This window comes from Streptomyces sp. NPDC059092 (genome assembly GCF_042756365.1).
Lineage (GTDB): Bacteria > Actinomycetota > Actinomycetes > Streptomycetales > Streptomycetaceae > Streptomyces.
Window position 1 is genome coordinate 31,884 of record NZ_JBHZEJ010000007.1, and the last position, 20,467, is coordinate 52,350.

At 70.9% G+C, this 20,467-nt stretch carries 13 protein-coding genes, 1 pseudogene and 1 riboswitch; of the genes and pseudogenes, 8 read left to right on the forward strand and 6 right to left on the reverse strand.

Features of this window, described 5'->3' with window-relative positions; all coding sequences use genetic code 11:
- Positions 1–27 precede the first annotated feature (27 nt).
- Positions 28–462 (forward strand): SsgA family sporulation/cell division regulator, encoded by a 435-nt coding sequence (locus tag ACFXPL_RS06500; protein WP_384913439.1) that lies wholly within the window; start codon positions 28–30, stop codon positions 460–462.
- Between the two features lie 73 nt (positions 463–535).
- On the opposite strand, the gene ACFXPL_RS06505 is transcribed toward ACFXPL_RS06500, so the two are convergent.
- Positions 536–1,891, reverse strand: a complete 1,356-nt coding sequence (locus ACFXPL_RS06505) for a YibE/F family protein (RefSeq protein ID WP_384913770.1) — start codon at positions 1,889–1,891, stop codon at positions 536–538.
- 140 nt (positions 1,892–2,031) lie between these two features.
- A riboswitch (TPP riboswitch) is annotated at positions 2,032–2,176 on the forward strand.
- On the opposite strand from ACFXPL_RS06505, the gene thiC reads away from it, so the two are divergent.
- A complete protein-coding gene (gene thiC / locus ACFXPL_RS06510; protein ID WP_384913442.1) occupies positions 2,169–4,082 on the forward strand; it encodes a phosphomethylpyrimidine synthase ThiC in 1,914 nt (637 codons plus the stop codon). Its footprint overlaps the riboswitch before it by 8 nt.
- Positions 4,083–4,190: 108 nt before the next feature.
- On the opposite strand, the gene ACFXPL_RS06515 is transcribed toward thiC, so the two are convergent.
- The 3 genes from ACFXPL_RS06515 to ACFXPL_RS06525 all read right to left on the reverse strand — a co-directional run bounded on the left by ACFXPL_RS06515 (position 4,191) and on the right by ACFXPL_RS06525 (position 8,090).
- Complete coding sequence (locus tag ACFXPL_RS06515; RefSeq protein WP_384913445.1) at positions 4,191–5,036, reverse strand: hypothetical protein; 846 nt, start codon at positions 5,034–5,036, stop codon at positions 4,191–4,193.
- 140 nt (positions 5,037–5,176) lie between these two features.
- A complete protein-coding gene (locus ACFXPL_RS06520; RefSeq protein WP_384913448.1) occupies positions 5,177–6,487 on the reverse strand; it encodes a metallophosphoesterase in 1,311 nt (436 codons plus the stop codon).
- A 490-nt stretch (positions 6,488–6,977) separates the two neighbouring features.
- On the reverse strand, positions 6,978–8,090 hold the full coding sequence (locus ACFXPL_RS06525; RefSeq protein WP_384913451.1) for a LacI family DNA-binding transcriptional regulator: 1,113 nt from the start codon (positions 8,088–8,090) through the stop codon (positions 6,978–6,980).
- A 395-nt stretch (positions 8,091–8,485) separates the two neighbouring features.
- Here ACFXPL_RS06525 and hisC point away from each other — a divergent pair, with 395 nt between their 5' ends.
- The 5 genes from hisC to ACFXPL_RS06550 all read left to right on the forward strand — a co-directional run bounded on the left by hisC (position 8,486) and on the right by ACFXPL_RS06550 (position 17,869).
- A complete protein-coding gene (gene hisC, locus ACFXPL_RS06530) occupies positions 8,486–9,565 on the forward strand; it encodes a histidinol-phosphate transaminase (protein ID WP_384913454.1) in 1,080 nt (359 codons plus the stop codon).
- Positions 9,566–9,854: 289 nt separating this feature from the next.
- Positions 9,855–11,363 (forward strand): cytochrome ubiquinol oxidase subunit I, encoded by a 1,509-nt coding sequence (locus ACFXPL_RS06535; RefSeq protein WP_384913457.1) that lies wholly within the window; start codon positions 9,855–9,857, stop codon positions 11,361–11,363.
- A gap of 14 nt (positions 11,364–11,377) precedes the next feature.
- On the forward strand, positions 11,378–12,376 hold the full coding sequence (gene cydB / locus ACFXPL_RS06540; protein ID WP_384913460.1) for a cytochrome d ubiquinol oxidase subunit II: 999 nt from the start codon (positions 11,378–11,380) through the stop codon (positions 12,374–12,376).
- Between the two features lie 98 nt (positions 12,377–12,474).
- Positions 12,475–16,083: a thiol reductant ABC exporter subunit CydD gene (gene cydD / locus ACFXPL_RS06545; RefSeq protein WP_384913463.1), complete on the forward strand. Its 3,609-nt coding sequence runs from the start codon at positions 12,475–12,477 to the stop codon at positions 16,081–16,083.
- 43 nt (positions 16,084–16,126) lie between these two features.
- Positions 16,127–17,869, forward strand: coding sequence for a GAF domain-containing sensor histidine kinase (locus tag ACFXPL_RS06550; RefSeq protein ID WP_384913466.1), 1,743 nt, complete (start codon positions 16,127–16,129; stop codon positions 17,867–17,869).
- A 21-nt stretch (positions 17,870–17,890) separates the two neighbouring features.
- Here the strand turns inward: ACFXPL_RS06550 and ACFXPL_RS06555 are convergent, their stop codons facing one another.
- The gene (locus ACFXPL_RS06555) at positions 17,891–18,781 is read right to left on the reverse strand and encodes a Cof-type HAD-IIB family hydrolase (RefSeq protein ID WP_384913469.1); all 891 of its coding nucleotides are present in this window, start codon (positions 18,779–18,781) and stop codon (positions 17,891–17,893) included.
- A gap of 219 nt (positions 18,782–19,000) precedes the next feature.
- On the opposite strand from ACFXPL_RS06555, the gene ACFXPL_RS06560 reads away from it, so the two are divergent.
- The gene (locus ACFXPL_RS06560; RefSeq protein WP_384913472.1) at positions 19,001–19,900 is read left to right on the forward strand and encodes an LLM class flavin-dependent oxidoreductase; all 900 of its coding nucleotides are present in this window, start codon (positions 19,001–19,003) and stop codon (positions 19,898–19,900) included.
- 4 nt (positions 19,901–19,904) lie between these two features.
- Here ACFXPL_RS06560 and ACFXPL_RS06565 read toward each other — a convergent pair.
- Positions 19,905–20,428, reverse strand: a pseudogene (locus ACFXPL_RS06565) (RNA 2'-phosphotransferase).
- Positions 20,429–20,467 lie beyond the last annotated feature (39 nt).

Genomic DNA, 20,467 nt, shown 5'->3' on the forward strand with positions numbered 1-20,467 from the left:
CTGTTCCATCTACTCCGGAGTACAACGATGCGCGAGTCGGTCCAGGCCGAGGTCCTGATGAGCTTCCTCGTCTCCGAGGAGCTGTCGTTCCGTATCCCGGTCGAACTCCACTACAAGGTGGCGGATCCCTACGCGGTACGGATGACATTCCATTTGCCCGGCGATGCGCCTGTGACCTGGACTTTCGGTCGCGAACTGCTGCTCGACGGCATCAACACACCCAGCGGGGACGGTGATGTGCACATCTCCCCGACGACGCCCGAGGACCTCTCGGACGTCCATATGCGGCTCCAGGTCGGCGACGACCATGCGCTCTTCCGCGTCAGCGCCGCGCCGCTGGTGGCCTTCCTGGACCGTACGGACCGGTTGGTTCCGCTCGGCCAGGAGTGCACGCTCAGTGACTTCGAAGGCAGTCTTGAGGAGGAGCTGGGCCGCATCCTCGCCGAGGAGAACGCCGGCTGACGGCCCGTCGAGGGGGCCGTCCGGGTGATTCTGGTGTGCCGGGCGGTCCCGGATCCTCCCCGTCCCGCGCGGGCTACTTCTTGCGGCGGCGGCCCCGGCCGCCCGGTCCGCGCACCGGCGGGGTCGTCACCAGCAGCCCAGGGGACTCCTGAGGCTCCCAGCCCGGCCCCGTCCCGGGCCCCGCCCCCGGTCCGGGCGGGGCGGGCGGCGAGGTCGGGGCCGCGGGATTCTCCGGCGCGGACCGGTCTGCGGAGACCACCAGCGCCGCCAGTGCCGTCGTCACCGGCACCGACGCGACCAGACCGATCGACCCGACCAGCGTCCGTACGATCTCCTCCGCCACCAGCTCACTGTTGGCGACCGACCCCACGCTCGACTGCGCGATCGAGAAGAGCAGCAGAAGCGGCAGCGCGGCACCCGCGTACGCCAGCACGAGCGTATTGACCACGGACGCGATGTGGTCCCGGCCGATCCGGATGCCCGCCCGGTACAGCGCCCGCGGGCCCATCGTCGGATCCGCCTGGCGCAGCTCCCACACCGCCGAGGTCTGCGTCACCGTCACATCGTCGAGCACACCGAGCGAGCCGATGATCACCCCGGCCAGCAGGAGGCCGCTCATGTCGATCTCCGGGTAGAGGCCATGGATCAGCCCCGTGTTGTCATCGGTGTTCCCGGTCAGGCTCGCCCAGCCGATGAAGAGCGACCCCAGCAAGCCGATCAGCAGCAGCGAGATCAGGGTGCCGAGCACCGCCACCGAGGTACGGGCCGTCAGGCCGTGGCACAGATACAGCGCGACCAGCATGATCGCGCTCGCCCCCACCACCGCTACCACCAGCGGATTCGAGCCCTGGAGGATCGCCGGCAGGATGAACAGCGTCAGGATCGCGAACGAGACGACGAGCGCGACCAGCGCCATGACCCCCCGCATCCGTCCCACCACGATCACCGCGAGCGCGAAAATCCCGGCCAGCAGCGTCAACGGGAACTGGCGGTCCACATCGGACACCGAGTACTGAAGATCCCGGGGCGCGTCCGGCGCATAGGCGACCACAACGCCCTGTTTCACGTGAAACTGCCGCGGCGCGTCCGGCTGGACGATCTCGACGAAAGTGTGACCCTTCTCCTTGCCGTTCTTCAGCTCAACCGTCGCCTTCTTGCACTCGCCGGTCTCCTCCCGCACCGCCTCGCGGCCCTGGGGCGTCGAGGTGTCACCTGTCGACGGCACCTGGGAGGCGTTCACGTCCTTGCAGGCGACCCGCTCGATCTGGACGACCTGGCCCTCGAAGGTCTGCCGGTCGAAGCCCACACCGGTCCGCTCGTGCGCGGGCGCACCGCCCGGCCAGAGCACGGCAAGCCCGACCACCACAGCGGCCGCGAACGGAATCAGCACCGCCGCGATCACCTTGCGGAGGTGCCGGGAGACCGGCATGGCGGGGCCATGACTGTGCGAGTGGCCGTGCGGCTCGTGAGTCTGTGTGGGTGGGGTCACCGACCGATCATCCCAAGAAGCCGGAGGAAGCGGGGGGCCCTCTGTTCAGCGTGCCCGATATGACGCTAGCGTGGAGCCACCTTTGCACACGCGGGAGCTCGGAGCACCGGGCTGAGAGGGCGCTGACGTGTAGTCCCGGGGACGATTCCCCGGACACCTGCGCTGCGCCGACCGCTGAACCTGTTACCGGGTAATGCCGGCGTAGGGAGTAGGTCTCATGACCATTCAGGACGCACACACGCCTGCCTCCGGCTCGGAGGACACCAGCGCGGACCCGGCCCCTTCGGGCGGGACCGCGGACGGGCGGTCCATCGGCTGGCACAAGGGATACATCGAGGGCTCCCGCCCCGATCTCCGGGTGCCGGTCCGCCAGGTCCACCTCACCAACGGCGAGGACGTCACGCTGTACGACACCTCGGGGCCGTACACCGACCCCACCGTCGACACCGACGTGCGCCGCGGCCTCGCGCCGCTGCGGGAGAACTGGATCATCGGCCGCGGCGACACCGAGGAGTACGCGGGTCGTCCGCCACGCCCCGAGGACGACGGGCTCAAGCACACCTCCCCGCGCGGGGGGCTGCTCCGGAGCGGGGCGGCCGATCTGCGGGGTCTCGACGCGGTCTTCCCGGGGCGGCCACGCCAGCCGCGCCGGGGCCGCGAGGGCCGGGCGGTCACCCAGCTCGCGTACGCCCGCCGGGGGGAGATCTCCCCGGAGATGGAGTACGTCGCGATCCGCGAGAACGTCTCCCCCGAGGTCGTCCGCGAGGAGATCGCCGCCGGCCGCGCCGTGCTGCCGGCCAATGTCAATCACCCGGAGATCGAGCCGATGATCATCGGCAAGCGGTTCCTGGTGAAGGTCAACGCCAACATCGGCAACTCCGCGGTCACCTCCTCCATCGAGGAGGAGGTGGAGAAGATGACATGGGCGACCCGCTGGGGCGCGGACACCGTCATGGATCTCTCCACCGGCCGCAACATCCACACCACCCGCGAGTGGGTGCTGCGCAACTCCCCCGTGCCCATCGGCACCGTGCCGCTCTACCAGGCGCTCGAAAAGGTCGACGGCAAGGCCGAGGAGCTGACCTGGGAGATCTACAAGGACACGGTGATCGAACAGGCCGAGCAGGGCGTCGACTACATGACGGTCCACGCCGGTGTCCTGCTGCGCTATGTACCGCTCACCGCCCGTCGCAAGACCGGCATCGTCTCGCGCGGCGGCTCGATCATGGCCGCCTGGTGCCTCGCGCACCACAAGGAGTCGTTCCTGTACGAGAACTTCGACGAGCTGTGCGAGATCCTCGCCGCGTACGACGTGACGTACTCCCTCGGCGACGGCCTGCGGCCGGGCTCCATCGCGGACGCCAACGACGAGGCGCAGTTCGCCGAGTTGCGCACGCTGGGCGAGCTGAACACGATCGCCAAGAGCCACCACGTACAGACGATGATCGAGGGCCCGGGCCATGTCCCGATGCACAAGATCAAGGAGAACATCGACCTCCAGCAGGAGATCTGCGAGGAGGCGCCGTTCTACACGCTCGGCCCGCTGACCACCGATGTGGCCCCGGCGTACGACCACATCACCTCCGGGATCGGCGCGGCGATGATCGCGTGGTGGGGTACGGCGATGCTCTGCTACGTCACCCCCAAGGAACACCTCGGCCTCCCGGACCGCGACGACGTGAAGACGGGCGTGATCACGTACAAGATCGCGGCTCATGCGGCGGATCTCGCCAAGGGGCACCCGGGGGCGCAGGAGTGGGACGACGCGCTGTCGGACGCCCGGTTCGAGTTCCGGTGGGAGGACCAGTTCAATCTGGCGCTCGATCCGGACACGGCACGGGAGTTCCACGACGAGACGCTGCCGGCGGAACCCGCGAAGACGGCGCACTTCTGCTCGATGTGCGGCCCCAAATTCTGCTCGATGAAGATCTCGCAGGACATCCGGCGCAGGCACGGCGGCGAGATGACGGGCGGCGCGGGCGAGGCCGGCGCTGGCTCGGACGGTGCGGGCGAGGCCGTTGCGGATGGCTCGGACGGGGTGCCGGCCGACGAGATCGAGGCGGGCATGGCGGAGAAGTCCAAGGAGTTCGCCGCGGCCGGCAACCGGGTCTATCTGCCGCTGGTCGACTGACCGTTACGGCGCCGGGGCCGCTCGCCTGTTACGGACCCACCCGAGGCCCCCACGGTCCCGGGGGCGGCCCGACGGCGGGCGCCGGCAGGCCCGGGGCGCCCGGCCGGGTCATTCCGGCCGGTGCTCCGGGCCGCCGAAGTCGGGGCTGGTGAAGTCGGGGCCGCTGAAGTCCGGGCTGCTGAAGTTCGGCCGCTGCCCGGCGGTGGAGCCTTCGTGGGGGCTGCTGAAGTCCGGCCTGCTGTAGCCGATCTTGGGGAGCTGCTTGACCGAACGGGGCGGGCTCGGCGCCGCCGGGTCCGCGCTCGGGTCGGCCAGGGCCGCCCGCAGGAAGGGCAGGATGCCGCGCTCCAGCAGGGCGTGGCGCCAGGCCTCGCGCGCGCGGGCGACCTCGTCGGGCAGCTCTCGGCCGGCCGTCTCGTCGGCGGGGAGCTGCGTCGAGCTGTTGCGCAGCGCGGTGACCACCAGACCTACCGCGGCGGCCACGATCCCCAGCGCGGTGACGGCCGCGAAGAACCAGCCCACGGCGAGCATGCTGTCCGCGAAAGCGGGTGCCGGGTCGAGCGCCTTGAGGAGGAAGCCCACCAGCAGGAAGATCACCGCCGCGGTGCCGCCGAGGACCGGGACCAGGACCGTGATGACCGCCGTGATCCCGGCGCCGGAGTCCGTCGTGTCGTCCTCCGCCGGGTCGAGCACCGAGTCGCGTACCGACGCGGCGGTGCTCGGCGAGCGGAACTCCCCGCGGATCTTGGCGTAGTGCTCGTACTCGGCCGCCGCCGGCGTGGTGATCCGTTCCGTCGCGTTCAGCGCCATGGTGCGCAACTGCTCAGCGTTGAGCCGCTGCCCGACCGTGGCGAGGTCCGGACGTTCGTGCGCATTGCGCAGCACATCGCCAAGGATCCGCTCGAAATCCGCGCGATCCTCGCTCAGCAGGTGCGGAGCGCTTTTCATGTGCATCCCCCGATACTCCGTGGGGCCGTAGCGCCCGTGTGGAACGAGCCGCAGTCGGCGGAAACGGAGGAGAGCCTGCTACGGATAAGCCGATGGTAGAGCGGTTTTGGCGTGGCGTGACAGGGGGTTTCCGGAAAACACCTGTCCTACATTGAAGAGTTGGCCAATGGAAGCTGTACGACCAGCAGTTTTCCTGCCATCGTCACTCCGCCGTCCATGGCGATCGCCAGACCGTCGGCATATACGTGTGGCCCTTCCACCACCGGTCCGGTGTCGTCTTCGTCGTCCGACGCGTCTTCTGTGCCGACTTCGCCGAGCAGATAGGGAATCGGGCTGTGTCCGTGGACGACACGTCCTCCGCCGTACTGGGAGAGGAGTTCCTGGACCGCCTCGGGGCCGCCTTCGTCACGGAACGCGAAGCGTTTGGTGAGTTTGCGGAAGAGGTCCCAGCATTCGTCGGCGTCATTGCGCGTGAGGATCTGGTGGACGGTGTCGTTGACGTCGTCGATGGAGGAGCCGTAGTCGAGATAGGCCGTGGTGTCGGAGTGCATCAGCAGATGCCCGTCCTCCTCGACGACCGCGTCGAGCCGGGACATCCACTGGAGGTGGACGTCCTGGAGGCGCTCCATGTCGGTGCGCTGGCCGCCGTTGAGGATCCAGGCGGCCTGGAAGGTGGCGGTGCCCGCACCGGAGTTGACGGGCGTGTCGCCGAAGCGCCTGGCGCCGATGAGGAGCAGTTCGTGATTGCCCATCAGGGCCTTGCAGTAACCGCCGGCCGCCGCGGCCTCCGCGGAGAGCCGCATGACGAGGTCGATGACGCCGATGCCGTCGGGGCCCCGGTCGGTGAAGTCGCCGAGGAACCAGAGGCGGGCGTTGTCGGCCGCCCACCGGCCCTCGGTGTCGATGAGGCCCTGTTCGGCGAGTGCGGCGACGAGTTCGTCGAGGTAGCCGTGCACGTCACCGACGACGTAGAGCGGGCCCGGCCCGTCGGATTCGGTGTCCTCGGCGGGGGCGACGCCGACCTGCGCGGTGTCGCCCCGGTTGACCCTGGTGATCACCGGGAGGTCGCGCTCGGTGGGGGTGTACCCCTCCGGCATGTCGTCGGCGGGTACCGCGTCGCCGGGGTGCACAGAGGCGTCGGCCGCGGGGCGCCCGGGGGCACCGGGCGGGTGTTCCGCGGTCTGCGCCGCGGTCGCGGCGAAGGCGTCAGGGCTTGCGGTCCCCTGCGCGGGGACGGTGCCCGACTGGTCCCGTACGGCGCTCGGCCGGTCCCGGACGGTGCCGGGCTGCTCCGGTGCGCCACCGGGGGGCCCCGAGGGGCTGCCCGGCGCGGGGCCGGCCGGTGCGGGCTGTCCCGGCTCTCCGGACTGCACGGGAACCTGCGCGTACGGCGGTACGCGGAAGTCGCGCAACGTCGCCGTCCGCACCGCGGGTCCCTGACCGGCCCCCTGTGTCATCGACCCCTCCACCACCATCGTGCCGCCGTACACCTCTCGGCCCCGCCGCGCCGCCGGACGGGTCGAGCCCGTCGGTGGAAAAGGGAAGGTCCGTGGTGTCGTGCGCCCATCATAGGAATGACCTCGGGCCTCTGTGACGCACCAGGGGTGGTGAATCCGATCGTACCGCCGGTTCGGCGGCTGTTTTCTCGCTGATCGCCCGAAATGCGGAAGGTCCGGCCGTTCGGCCGGTCGCGGGGATCCGCGGGTCACGTGGCGTCGGACGGCCGCGAACTCGGGGCCGTCGGCGGGCGCGTCCCGCTTTCGTACCGCCTCCGTACCGGTTCCGCACGGCGCTGGTACGGAGGCGTTCCGGCCGACCGGCCGGTTCTGTGCGGAACCGGGCCCCGTACGGGGAACTGGTGGAGCGCCCCGTACGGAACCGGTGGAGCGTCCCGTACGGAACCCGCCGTCGTGTACGGCCCCGGATCCGCGTCGCGTACGGCGCCGTTCAGTCGCCCGCCGGGGAGCGGGGCGCGCTGACCGTGGTGCGCGGCGGGCGGCGCTGCGAGGAGGTCCGGATGATCAGCTCGGTCGGTATCACCTGCTCGACCGGCCCATCCGTCTCGATCCCCTCGATGGCGTCGATGAGGAGCTGGATGACGGCGGTGCCGATACGGCGCGGCTTCAGCGAGAGCGTGGTGACGGGAGGTTCGGTGGAGGCGTACACCGTGGACTCGCTGCAGCAGACGATCAGCAGGTCCTCCGGGACCCGCAGCCCGTACCGACGGGCGGCGGCGAGCAGATCGGTGCCGTTGGGGTCGAAGAGGCCGTAGACGGCGTCGGGGCGGTCCGGGCGGGCCAGCAGCCGGTCGGCGGCGACGGCCCCGGCGCACGGGTCGTGGGCGGGGTAGGACTCGTAGACCGGATCCTGGCCGACGCGCTCGCACCAGCGCAGGTACGCCGTGGTGGAGAGCCGGGTGTACGTGTCCGTGGTGGTGCCGGTGAGCAGCCCGATACGGCGGGCCCCGGCGTCGGCGAGATGGTCGAGCAGGTCGAGGACGGCCGCCTCGTGGTCGTTGTCGACCCAGGCGGTGACGGGGAGGGTGCCCGCGGGCCGGCCGTCGGAGACGACGGGAAGGCCCTGGCGGACGAGTTCGGCGACGACGGGATCCTGGTCGGAGGGGTCGATGACCACGGTGCCGTCGAGGGCGACGTTCGCCCAGACGTCGTGGCGGGAGGTGGCGGGGAGGATGACGAGGGCGTAGCCGCGGGCGAGCGCGGCGGAGGTGGCGGCCCTGGCCATCTCGGCGAAGTAGGCGAACTCGGTGAAGGTGAAAGGTTCATCCCCGTACGTGGTCACGGTCAGGCCGATGAGCCCTGACTTGCCGGTACGGAGGGTTCGGGCGGCGGCGGACGGCCGGTAGCCGAGGCGCTCCGCTACTTCTCGGACATGGCTTCGGGTGGCGTCGGGTAACCGGCCCTTGCCGTTGAGCGCGTCCGAGACAGTCGTGATGGAGACACCGGCTGCGGCGGCGACGTCCCGGATGCCCGCCCGACTCTGCCGGCTTCCCCGGCGGGTTGTGTCCGTCCGGCTCACCTGGTGTTTCCCTGCTGCTGTCATGGCGAGCCGATAGTAGGGCTCGGGCGGGCGGTGTGGCCGGTCGCATATGCACCCGGCAGCAGGCACGTTTCTGCAAGCTGGATCGGGGTCAAACTCCTTGGAAGGAGAGGGAGTTAATCGTTTCTGCCATGGTCTCCTGTGCAAGGAGCGGTCTGGACCTGTTGAGAGGTCCATGTTTCGAAGAGGTCTCAACTCACCTCTACGAGGGATGCGCGCCACGGCGCGAGCCACCGGCGCACGCCAGGAACGGAAGTGCTCCCCCCTATTTTTTCGCGACGCCCGGAGTACGCGCCGACCGTCCGTCCTCGTAGGGTGAGCGGGATTGACGGCGCGGGGACGGCATGGACGGTGCCGGACCGGGCGACCGACCGACGAACGGCCGAGGAGGACCCGCGGTGAGCGAGACGAGCCCCAAGCTGCGTGCCGAGCTGGACGGCATTCCGACGTACAAGCCGGGCAGGCCGGCCGCGTCGGGCGGGCCCGTCGCGTACAAGCTGTCCTCCAACGAGAACCCCTACCCCCCGCTGCCCGGGGTGATGGAGCAGGCGATCTCGGCGGCCGGGGTCTTCAACCGCTACCCCGACATGGCCTGCACCGGGCTGATGAACGAGCTGGCCGACCGGTTCGGCGTGCCCGTCTCGCACCTGGCGACCGGGACCGGTTCCGTGGGCGTCGCCCAGCAGCTTCTTCAGGCCACCGCGGGCCCTGGGGACGAGGTCATCTACGCCTGGCGCTCCTTCGAGGCATACCCGATCATCACACAGATCTCAGGGGCGACAGCCGTCCAGGTGCCGCTGACGGCGGGCGAGGTGCACGATCTGGACGCGATGGCCGAGGCGATCACCGACCGGACCCGGCTGATCTTCGTCTGCAACCCGAACAACCCGACCGGCACGGTGGTGCGCCGGGCCGAGCTGGAACGATTCCTCGACCGGGTGCCGGGCGATGTCCTGGTGGTGCTCGACGAGGCGTATCGCGAGTTCATCCGGGACGCGGCCGTACCGGACGGTGTCGAGCTGTATCGGGACCGCCCGAACGTGGCCGTGCTGCGCACCTTCTCGAAGGCGTACGGGCTGGCCGGGCTGCGGATCGGGTTCGCCGTCGCGCACGAGCCGGTCGCCGCCGCGCTGCGCAAGACGGCGGTCCCCTTCGGTGTGAGCCAGATCGCACAGGAGGCGGCGGTCGCCTCGCTGCGCGCCGAGGACGAGCTGCTGGGGCGCGTCGGCTCGCTGGTCGCCGAGCGCGAGCGGGTGTACGGGGGCCTGGCCGACCAGGGGTGGACCGTGCCCGTGTCGCAGGCCAACTTCGTCTGGCTGCGGCTCGGGGAGCGCACGCTGGACTTCGCGGCGGCGTGCGAGGCGGCGGGTGTGGTCGTACGGCCCTTCGCGGGCGAGGGAGTACGGGTCACGATCGGCGAGCACGAGGCCAATGACCTCTTCCTCCAGGCCGCGGCGGCGTTCCGCAAGGAGCTGTAGGGAGTCGCAGGGCTTTCTCGTTCAATTCGTACGTCCGTTTCAGGGGTGGCCCCGTGTGGTCACCCCTGACGCATGTCCCGACCCGGTGCCGGGGCCGTGCTTCGTGGCCCTGTTCCGGGGATGGCTCCGATGAGGCACCCCCCCCGCGAAGATCCGGAAGTCTTGTGCGACATAATGCTTGTGAATGTGAACGCGTTCACAAGCTAGTCCGGTTCCAGATGTTACGCCCCGGTCAAACCGGGCGTTACGTCCCAGTCGCAGGGACAGGCTTGATGTAAGGAGAGAAGACGTGGATCTCGCTCTGGCGCCGGAGACCCTGGCGCGCTGGCAGTTCGGCATCACGACCGTCTACCACTTCCTCTTCGTCCCCCTGACGATCTCGCTCGCCGCGCTGACCGCCGGGTTGCAGACCGCGTGGGTCCGCACGGAGAACCCGAAGTACCTCAGGGCCACCAAGTTCTGGGGCAAGCTTTTTCTGATCAACATCGCGATGGGTGTGGTCACCGGCATCGTGCAGGAGTTCCAGTTCGGCATGAACTGGTCCGACTACTCGCGCTTCGTCGGTGATGTCTTCGGCGCCCCCCTCGCCTTCGAGGCGCTGATCGCCTTCTTCTTCGAGTCCACCTTCATCGGACTGTGGATCTTCGGCTGGGACAAGCTGCCGAAGAAGATCCATCTGGCCTGTATCTGGATGGTCTCGATCGGCACGATCCTCTCCGCGTACTTCATCCTGGCGGCCAATTCCTGGATGCAGCACCCGGTCGGCTACCGGATCAACAAGGAAGCGGGACGGGCCGAGCTCACCGACTTCTGGCGGGTTCTCACCCAGGACACCGCGCTCACCCAGTTCTTCCACACCCTGACCGCCGCCTTCCTCGTCGGCGGCGCCTTCATGGTCGGCATCGCGGCCTTCCACCTTCTGCGCAAGAAGCACATCCCCGTGATGCGCACCTCGCTGCGCCTCGGCCTGATCACCGTCGTCGTCGCGGGCCTGCTCACCGCCGTCAGCGGCGACACCCTCGGCAAGGTCATGTTCAAGCAGCAGCCGATGAAGATGGCCGCCGCCGAGGCCCTGTGGGACGGCGAGGGGCCCGCACCTTTCTCCGTCTTCGCCTACGGGGACGTCGACAAGGGCCACAACGACGTCGCCATCGAGATCCCCGGACTCCTCTCCTTCCTCGCCAACAACGACTTCACCTCGCACGTCCCCGGCATCAACGACGTGAACAAGGCCGAACAGGAGAAGTACGGCCCCGGCGACTACCGGCCCAACATCCCCGTCGCCTACTGGTCCTTCCGCTGGATGATCGGCTTCGGCATGGCCTCGTTCGGCATCGGCCTGCTCGGACTCTGGCTCACTCGCAAGAAGTTCCTGCTGCCGCCCGCCCTACGGACCGGCGAGGACGAAGTCCCGCACCTCGTCCTCTTCCGTAACAAGGCGCTCAGCCCCAAGTTCGCCCGGTGGTACTGGATCACCGCCCTCTGGACGCTGCTCTTCCCGCTGATCGCCAGCTCCTGGGGCTGGATCTTCACCGAGACGGGCCGCCAGCCCTGGGTGGTGTACGGAGTGCTGCGCACGGCCGACGCCGTTTCCCCCGGCGTCTCCCAGGGCGAGGTGATCGCTTCGATGATCGTCTTCACCCTGCTGTACGCGGTCCTCGCGGTCGTCGAGGTCAAGCTGCTCCTGAAGTACGTGAAGGCCGGCCCGCCGGAGCTCACCGAGGACGACCTCAACCCGCCCACCAAGATCGGCGGCGACCATGCGGACGCCGACCGGCCGATGGCCTTCTCGTACTGAGGAGTTGAGGAGCTATGCACCTTCACGACGTCTGGTTCGTGCTGATCGCCGTTCTCTGGACCGGCTACTTCTTCCTCGAAGGCTTCGACTTCGGCATCGGGGTCCTGACCAAGCTGCTGGCCCGCGACCGCAAGGAGCGCCGGGTCCTCATCAACACCATCGGGCCCGTCTGGGACGGTAACGAGGTCTGGCTGCTGAGCGCCGCCGGAGCCACCTTCGCGGCGTTCCCCGACTGGTACGCCACGCTCTTCTCCGGCTTCTACCTGCCGTTCCTGCTCATCCTCGTCTGTCTGATCCTGCGCGGGGTCGCCTTCGAGTACCGCTCCAAGCGGCCCGAGGAGAAGTGGCAGCGCAACTGGGAACACACCATCTTCTGGACCTCCCTGATCCCCGCCCTCATGTGGGGCTTCGTCTTCGCCAACATCGTGCACGGGGTGAAGATCGACGCGGAAATGGAGTACGTGGGCAGCCTCGCGGATCTGCTGAACCCGTACGCGCTGCTCGGCGCGCTGGTGACGCTGGCCCTCTTCACCTTCCACGGCGCGGTCTTCGCCGCGCTCAAGACGGTGGGGGACATCCGGACCAGGGCCCGGAGGACGGCGCTCGCCCTGGGAGCCGTCACCGCCGTGCTGGCCCTCGGGTTCCTGGCCTGGACCCAGGCCGACAACGGTGATGGGGCGAGCCTGGTCGCGGCGATCGTCGCTGTGGCCGCGCTGCTGGTCGCGATCGTGGCCGTCGCGGCAGGACGCGAGGGCTGGTCCTTCGTCTTCTCCGGGGTGACCGTCGTCGCCGTGGTCGCGATGCTCTTCCTGACGCTGTTCCCGAACGTCATGCCATCCTCGCTGAACGAGGCGTGGAACCTCACGGTGACGAACGCCTCCTCCACCCCGTACACCTTGACGATCATGACCTGGTGCGCGGGGATCGCGACCCCCGTCGTGCTGCTCTACCAGGGCTGGACGTACTGGGTGTTCCGCAAGCGGATCGGGACTCAGCACATCGCCGACGCGTAGCGGATCCGGATGGAGCGGATTCGGATGTTGCGGTTCGGCAGCGCACAGCAGCAGTGGTCGTAGACCGTAGGCCGTAGCGGCAGGAATGGGTGTTTCACGTGAAACCAATCGATCCGCGTCTGCTCCGGTACGCCCGCGCCACCCGTCTCTTCCTGGTGGCCGTGGTGGTGCTCGGGGTGACGGGAGCGGCACTGGTGATCGCCCAGGCGATGCTGATCGCCGAAGTGGTGGTCGGTGCGTTCCAGCGTGGGTACGACGGCTCCGACCTGCGTCACCCCCTGCTGCTGCTCGCCGCGGTCGCCGTCGGACGCGCCCTGGTCTCCTGGCTGACCGAACTGGCCGCGCACCGGGCGAGCGCGGCGGTCAAGTCCGAACTGCGCGGGCGGCTGCTGGAGCGGGCGGCCGAGCTGGGGCCCGGCTGGCTCGGCGGCCGGCGTACCGGTTCGCTGGTCGCGCTGGCCACGCGGGGGGTCGACGCGCTGGACGACTACTTCGCCCGCTATCTGCCACAGCTCGGGCTCGCGGTGGTGGTGCCCGTGGCGGTGCTCGCGCGGATCGTCACCGAGGACTGGATCTCGGCCGCGGTGATCGTGGTGACCCTGCCGCTCATCCCGATGTTCATGATCCTCATCGGCTGGGCCACACAGTCCCGGATGGACCGGCAGTGGCGGCTGCTGTCCCGGCTGTCCGGCCACTTCCTGGACGTGGTCGCCGGGCTGCCGACCCTCAAGGTCTTCGGCCGGGCCAAGGCTCAGGCCGAGGCGATCCGTACGATCACCTCCGAGTACCGCCAGGCCACCCTGCGCACCCTGCGGATCGCCTTCCTGTCGTCGTTCGCGCTGGAACTGCTCTCGACGCTTTCGGTGGCGCTCGTCGCCGTCGGTATCGGGATGCGGCTCGTCCACGGGGATCTCGATCTCTACACCGGGCTGGTGGTCCTCGTCCTCGCGCCCGAGGCATATCTGCCGATCCGGCAGGTCGGAGCGCAGTACCACGCGGCGGCCGAGGGACTCTCCGCCGCCGAGGAGGTCTTCGCGGTCCTGGAGACGGAGCCCGCGGAGCGCGGCACCGGAGAGGTGCCTGGCCGGCCCCGGCTGGAACTGGAGGCAGTGACGGTCCGCCACGAGGGCCGTGCGGAGCCCTCGCTGGACGCGGTCACCCTGACGGTCGAGCCGGGGGAGACCGTCGCCCTGGTCGGCCCGAGCGGCGTCGGGAAGACCACGCTGCTCCACACGGTGCTCGGATTCGCCGTACCGGACGAGGGCCGGGTACGGATCGACGGCCGGGACCTCGCCTCCCTCGACCGCGAGCGCTGGCACGAGACCATCGCCTGGGTCCCCCAGCAGCCGTACCTCTTCGCCGGGACGATCGCCGAGAACGTACGGCTGGCCCGCCCCGACGCGGACGACACAGCCCTGGGCGCCGCGCTGCGCGAGGCGGGCGCGTACGACTTCGTGACGGCCCTCCCGCACGGCACGGACACCCTGCTCGGCGAGGACGGCGCCGGGCTCTCGGCCGGTCAGCGCCAGCGGCTCGCGCTGGCCCGCGCCTTCCTCGCGGACCGGCCGCTGCTGCTCCTGGACGAGCCCACCGCGGCGCTCGACGGCGAGACGGAGGCGGGCGTCGTCGAGGCGGTACGGCGACTTGCGGCAGGCCGTACGGTCCTGCTGGTCGTCCACCGGCCGGCGCTCCTCGCGGTGGCTGACCGGGTGATCGCGCTTCCTGAGCGGACGACGGAAGCGCGCACGGAAGCGGCGGAACGTACGGGAGCGCGGGAGCGTACGGGGACATCGGAACGTACGGGAACGGTGGTGCTCGTGGAAGCGGAGCAGGCCACCCTGATCGCCCCTCCCGACGGGGGGACCGACCGGGGCGACCGCGCCGGGACGGCCGGCGGGGGCACCGTCCCGGCGCCCCGGAGCCCGCTCGCGCGGATGCGGGAGGCCGCCGGGACGCTGCGCGGGCGTTTCCTCCTCGCTCTGGTCCTCGGAAGCTGCGCCCTCGGCTCGGCCGTCGGCCTCATGGCCGTCTCGGGCTGGCTGATCTCCCGGGCCTCCGAGCAGCCCCCGGTGCTCTATCTGATGATCGCGGTCACCGCGACCCGCGCCTTCGGCATCGGCCGGGCCGTGTTCCGGTACGCCGAGCGGCTCGTCTCGCACGACGCGGTGCTCAGGATGCTCGCGGACCTCAGGGTCTCCGTGTACCGGAGGCTGGAGCGCGTCGCGCCCGCCGGGCTGCGCACGGCACGGCGCGGGGATCTGCTCTCACGGCTCGTCGCGGACGTGGACGAACTCCAGGACTACTGGCTCCGGTGGCTGCTCCCGGCCGGCACCGCGCTGCTCGTCTCCCTGGGCGCCGTCGGCTTCACCGCCTGGCTGCTCCCGGAGGCGGGCGCCGCACTGGCCGTCGGTCTGCTCGCCGCCGGAGTGGGCGTACCGCTGGTGAGCGGTGTGTGCGCCCGCCACGCCGAGCGACACCTGGCGCCGGCGCGCGGGCTGCTGGCCACGCGGGTCGTCGATCTGTTCAGGGGTACCGCCGAACTGACCGTCGCGGGCGCGCTGCGCGGCCGGCTGCGCCGGGTGCGGGCGGCCGACGCGACGCTGACGTCGATCGCCTCGCGCAGCGCGGCCGCCCAGGCGCTGGGTGCCGGGCTCACCGCCCTGATCTGCGGCATGACCGTGGCCGTCGCCGCGTTCCTGGGTGTCCAGGCCGTGCACGAGGGACGGCTCGCGGGCATCGAACTGGCCGTGATCGTGCTGACCCCGCTCGCCGCGTTCGAGGCAGTCACCGGGCTGCCGCTCGCCGTGCTCCACCGGCAGCGGGCCCGCCGCAGCGCCGAGCGGGTGTGCGAGGTGCTGGACGCGCCCGTCCCCGTACAGGAGCCGGAGCGGCCCGCGCCGGCGCCCGTGTCGCCGTTCCCGTTGGAGGTGCGCGGGCTGTCCGCCCGCTATCCGGGGCAGCGCCGGGACGCGCTCGCGGGCTTCGACCTGACACTGACCGCAGGGAAGCGCGTCGCCGTCGTCGGTCCCTCGGGCTCGGGCAAGACCACGCTCGCCCAGGTGCTGCTGCGCTTCCTGGACGCCCGCGAGGGAAGCTGCCGCGTCGGGGGTACGGAGAGCGGTACGGACCTCGCAGCCCTCGACGGCGACACCGTACGGCGCCTCATCGGGCTCTGTGCCCAGGACGCCCACCTCTTCGACAGCTCCGTACGCGAGAACCTGCGGCTCGCCCGTACGGACGCCGACGAGGACGCGCTGCGTGACGCGCTGCGCCGGGCCCGGCTGCTCGACTGGGTCGACGCGCTGCCCGACGGGCTCGACACCCTCGTCGGCGAGCACGGCGCGCGGCTCTCCGGCGGCCAGCGCCAGCGGCTCGCGCTGGCCCGCGCGCTCCTCGCGGACTTCCCCGTGCTGATCCTGGACGAGCCCGCCGAACACCTTGATCTGGCGACCGCCGACGCGCTGACCGCCGATCTGCTGGCGGCGACCGAGGGGCGGACGACGCTGCTCATCACCCATCGGCTGCGGGGAGTGGACACGGTCGACGAGGTGATCGTGCTCGACGAGGGCCGCACCGTACAGCGTGGCCCGTACGCCGAACTCGCCGTCGCCGAAGGGCCGCTGCGGCGGATGCTGGAGCGGGAACGGGCCGGCGACCTGCTCGGCGCGGCGGCGACGGCACCCGCCGCCGTCCTCTTGAAGGACTGAATCCGACTTTCGGTGTGAAACAGCCCTTACTACTCTCGGATTCATGGAAGAGCCCGAACCTCTGGACCCGTTGGATCCCCTCGATCCGCTGGAAGCGGCCACCCTCGCGGCCGGCAGCCTGGAAGGGCTCTCCGTCGAGACCACCGCGCGGGTCCCCCAGCTCCTGGAGGCGATGTGCTCCGTCGGCGCGGGGCGCGGGCTGCGTGCCACGCTCGACCGGATCTGCGTGACCGCCGCCGAACTCGTCGGCGCCCGGTACGCCGCGATCGGTGTCGTCGACGAACAGGGCGACGGCCTCTCCGACTTCGTCACGTACGGGGTCGACGAGGACACGGCCCGGCGGATCGGCCACCGGCCCGACGGGCGCACCGGTCTCCTCGGCGCGCTGATCCGGCACCCCGGCCCGATCCTGCTCACCGACCTGACGACCGACCCGCGCGCGGCCGGATTCCCGCCGGGGCACCCCCCGATGCGTACGTTCCTCGGCGTCCCGGTGCCGGGCCAGGGCGAGATCGTCGGCAACTTCTATCTCGCGGAGAAGACCGCCGGCACGCCCTTCGGTGACCACGACCTGCAGATGGTGCGCGTCCTGGCCACCGAGGCGGGTGCCGCCATCGGCAACGCCCGGCTGTACGAGGCGGCCCGGCAGCGCGAACGGTGGATCGACGGCTCCGTCGCCGTCACCACCGCGCTCCTCTCCGGCGGCTCCACCGAGGACGCGCTCAGCGTCGTCGCGGAACAGGCACGCCGCCTCTCGGACTCGGCGATGGCCTCGGTGATGCTCCGTACACCCAACGGCGAACTGGAGATCGTCGCCGTCTCCGCCGACCACCCCCGCATCGCCCCCGGCTATCTCATCCCCGCCGAGAGCCCCGCCGCCGCGGCCCTGCTGGCCGGCGAGGCCGTCATCGTGGAGGACGCCCGCACCGACTCGCGTGTGATCACCGAGATGGCCTCGCTGTACGGCCCGATCATGCTGCTGCCGCTGCGTACCGACGGCCGGGTGCTCGGCGCGCTGGTCATGCCGCGCGAGCGGGGCGCCCGGGCCTTCGGGGACCGGGAGCGCACCCTGGCGGGACAGTTCGCCGCGCAGGCCGCGCTGGCGCTGATGATGGCCGGAGCGCAGCACGACCGGGAGCGGCTGGCCGTTCTGGAGGACCGCGACCGGATCGCCCGCGACCTCCACGACCTGGTGATCCAGCGGCTGCACGCCACCGGGATGATGCTGGAGAGCGCCCAGCGCGGCACGGCCGCGCCCGAGGTCCACCAGGGCATCGACAAGGCCGTCGACGCGCTGGACGTGACGATCCAGGAGATCCGGGCGGCCATCTTCGCGCTCCAGCAGGGGCCGGCCGAGGCCCCGTCGGGGGTACGGACGCGGGTTCTGCGGGAGATCAACATGGCGGCGGTGCCGCTGGGTTTCACCCCCACGTACCGCTTCGTCGGCCCGGTCGACGCGGCCGTGGGCGAGCCGTACGGGAAGAACCTGATCGCCGCGCTCCGGGAGGCGCTGTCCAACGCCTTCCGGCACGCGCGCGCGTCCCGAATCGAGGTGGTGGTGGACGCGACCGTACGGCTCGCCGACGGCCGGAGGGCGGTGCGGCTGACCGTCGCGGACGACGGGGTGGGCATTCCGGCCGGCGGGCGGCGCAGCGGGCTGCGCAACCTCCGGCGGCGGGCCGAGGCGCTGGGCGGCGCGAGCTGGTCGGAACCAGGGCTCGGCGGCGACGCGGGAACGGCGGAGAGCACCGGAGGCGCGGCGGTGATCTGGGAGGTGCCGCTGTGAGAGCGGGCCGTCCCGTGCGGTCTACAGCCGCGCCAGGATCTCTTCCATGACGACCGCGACGCCGTCCTCGTTGTTGGTGACGGTGCGGCCGGACGCGGCGGCCAGTACGTCCGGGTGGGCGTTGCCCATCGCGTACGACGTGCCCGCCCAGGTCAGCATCTCCAGGTCGTTGGGCATGTCGCCGAAGGCGACGACCTCGTCGGAGGAGATGGAGCGTTCGGCGCAGCAGAGGGCGAGCGTGCTCGCCTTGCTCACTCCCAGGCCGCTGATCTCCAGGAGCGCGGTCGGGCTGGAGCGGGTGAGGGTGGCGCGGTCTCCCGCCACCGTACGGGCCAGGGCGAGGAAGCCGTCCGGGGTCAGCTCGGGGTGGTGGGCGAGCAGCTTCAGTACGGGGGCAGGGGTGCCGTCGTCCGCCTCCCCCGTCTCCCCTGTCTCCTCGGTACGGAGGAGCTTCTCGGCGGTGGCGATGGTCGCGCCCGGGTCCTGGACGAAGGCCGGATACGCCGGCTCGTAGTTGATGCCGGTGGTCTGCTCGACCGCGAAGGTCGTCCCGGGCGCGGCGGCGCGCAGCGCCCCCACGACGTCCAGGGCGACCGCCCGGTCCAGCGGGCGGGCCATGAGCAGCTTGCCGCCGGAGTGCAGATCGACCACCGCGGCGCCGTTGGCGCAGATCGCCATGCCGTGGCCGTGCACATGGGCGCTGACGACCTCCATCCAGCGGGCCGGGCGCCCGGTGACGAAGAAGACCTCGATGCCGGCCTCCTCGGCGCGTTCGAGCGCGGCGATCGTACGGTCCGAGACGGACTTGTCGTCGTGCAGCAGAGTGCCGTCCAGATCCGTGGCGATCAGCCGGGGCCTGGCGGGGAGCGGAGAGGCGTCGGGGGCGGGAACGGATCCACGGGGCGAGGTCACGGGCCCATTCTCACGTACGGGCGCGCACGGGCGGGCGGAGGGGCGCACGTTTGAGCCGCCCGCCGGTATCTGCGGGGGTGTGCCCGTGCCCGCCCCGTGGATAGGCGTGCCCGCCTGCGGGTATCAGCGTGCCGGCGCGGGTGTCACTGGGGGCGGCCGCTCACCCGTCCCCGTCCGCGGGTGTCCGCCGGGCGGGCCCGTACCCGTATCGTCGCGGTCATGCGTCTGAGTACCGTGATTCTTCCTGTCCGTCGCTGGCACGACGGTGGTCGCGACGAGTGGCTGCGCGCCGAACGGCTGGGCTTCCACACCGCGTACACCTATGACCACCTGTCCTGGCGGACCTTCCGTGACGGCCCGTGGTTCGGGGCGGTCCCGACCCTGACGGCCGCTGCCGCCGCGACCGAACGGATCCGCCTCGGCACGCTCGTGACCTCGCCGAACTTCCGTCATCCGGTGACGCTCGCCAAGGATCTGCTCACGCTCGACGATGTGTCGGACGGCCGGATCACGCTGGGGATCGGCGCGGGCGGAACGGGGTTCGACGCCACGGCGCTGGGCCAGGAGGCGTGGTCGCCGCGTGAGCGTGCCGACCGGTTCGCGGAGTTCGTGCCGCTGCTGGACCGGTTGCTGACCGAGGACTCCGTGACGTACGAGGGGACGTTCTACTCGGCGGTCGAGGCCCGGGGCATCCCGGGGTGCGTGCAGCGGCCCCGGCTGCCGTTCGCCGTGGCGGCGACCGGGCCGCGCGGGCTGAGGCTCGCCGCCCGGCACGGGCAGGCGTGGGTGACGACGGGGGACCCGAAGCTGTTCGAGACGGGTACGCCCGAGGAGTCGCGTGCGGCCATCAGCGGGCAGATCGACCGGCTCGGCGCGGCGTGCGCGGAGATCGGGCGGAAGGTGTCGGAGGTGGAGAAAGTCCTGCTGACCGGCTTCACGCCGGACCGGAACGGCCCGATGGAGTCGCTGGACGCGTTCGTGGACTTCGCGGGCCGCCACTTCGAGCTGGGGATCACCGAGATCGCGGTGCACGCGCCCATCCCGGACTCGGACTTCGCCGTCGACCAGCGGGTCTTCGAGCGGATCGGCGCGGAGGCGCTCGCCCAGCTCCGTCCGTGACGTGTCAGCCGGGGAAGCGCAGGTAGCGTGGGGGTACGGAGTCGGTGAGCCAGACGCCGTTCGCGCTGACGTGGAAGACCAGTCCGGCGTGGTGCATCGCCCCCGCGTCCACCGACAGCACGACGGGCCGGCCGCGGCGGGCCCCCACCCGGGTCGCGGTCGCGCGGTCCGGTGAGAGATGTACGTGGTGCCGGGCCATGGGGCGCAGCCCCTCGGTCCGGATCGCGTCCAGGGCGCGGGCCACGGTGCCGTGGTAGAGGTACGGGGAGGCTCCGCCAGCTCCAGGTCGACGGTGACGGTGTGGCCCTGGTTGGCCCGTATCCGGCCGCGCCCGCTGTCGATGGTGAAACGGCGTTTGTCGTTGACGGCGACCACATGGTCGAGTTCGGCGCGGCTGATCCGGAAGCCGTGGGCACAGGCCGCGCGGAGCAGTTCGTCGACCGTCACCCAACCGTTCGGGTCGAGGGCGAGTCCGATCCGTTCGGGCTGGTGGCGCAGGTGCCGGGAGAGGTACTTCGACACCTTCAGGGTGCGTCGCCCGTCCGGTGCGCGAGGCGGCTCGGGCGC

Coding starts and splice junctions, on each gene's coding strand:
- ACFXPL_RS06550 (WP_384913466.1), top strand. CDS start 16,127: ATGGAAGAGCCCGAACCTCTGGACCCGTTGGATCCCCTCGATCCGCTG.
- ACFXPL_RS06515 (WP_384913445.1), bottom strand. CDS start 5,036: ATGCACATGAAAAGCGCTCCGCACCTGCTGAGCGAGGATCGCGCGGAT.
- ACFXPL_RS06525 (WP_384913451.1), bottom strand. CDS start 8,090: ATGACAGCAGCAGGGAAACACCAGGTGAGCCGGACGGACACAACCCGC.
- ACFXPL_RS06560 (WP_384913472.1), top strand. CDS start 19,001: ATGCGTCTGAGTACCGTGATTCTTCCTGTCCGTCGCTGGCACGACGGT.
- ACFXPL_RS06505 (WP_384913770.1), bottom strand. CDS start 1,891: ATGCCGGTCTCCCGGCACCTCCGCAAGGTGATCGCGGCGGTGCTGATT.
- thiC (WP_384913442.1), top strand. CDS start 2,169: ATGACCATTCAGGACGCACACACGCCTGCCTCCGGCTCGGAGGACACC.
- ACFXPL_RS06500 (WP_384913439.1), top strand. CDS start 28: ATGCGCGAGTCGGTCCAGGCCGAGGTCCTGATGAGCTTCCTCGTCTCC.
- cydB (WP_384913460.1), top strand. CDS start 11,378: ATGCACCTTCACGACGTCTGGTTCGTGCTGATCGCCGTTCTCTGGACC.
- ACFXPL_RS06520 (WP_384913448.1), bottom strand. CDS start 6,487: ATGACACAGGGGGCCGGTCAGGGACCCGCGGTGCGGACGGCGACGTTG.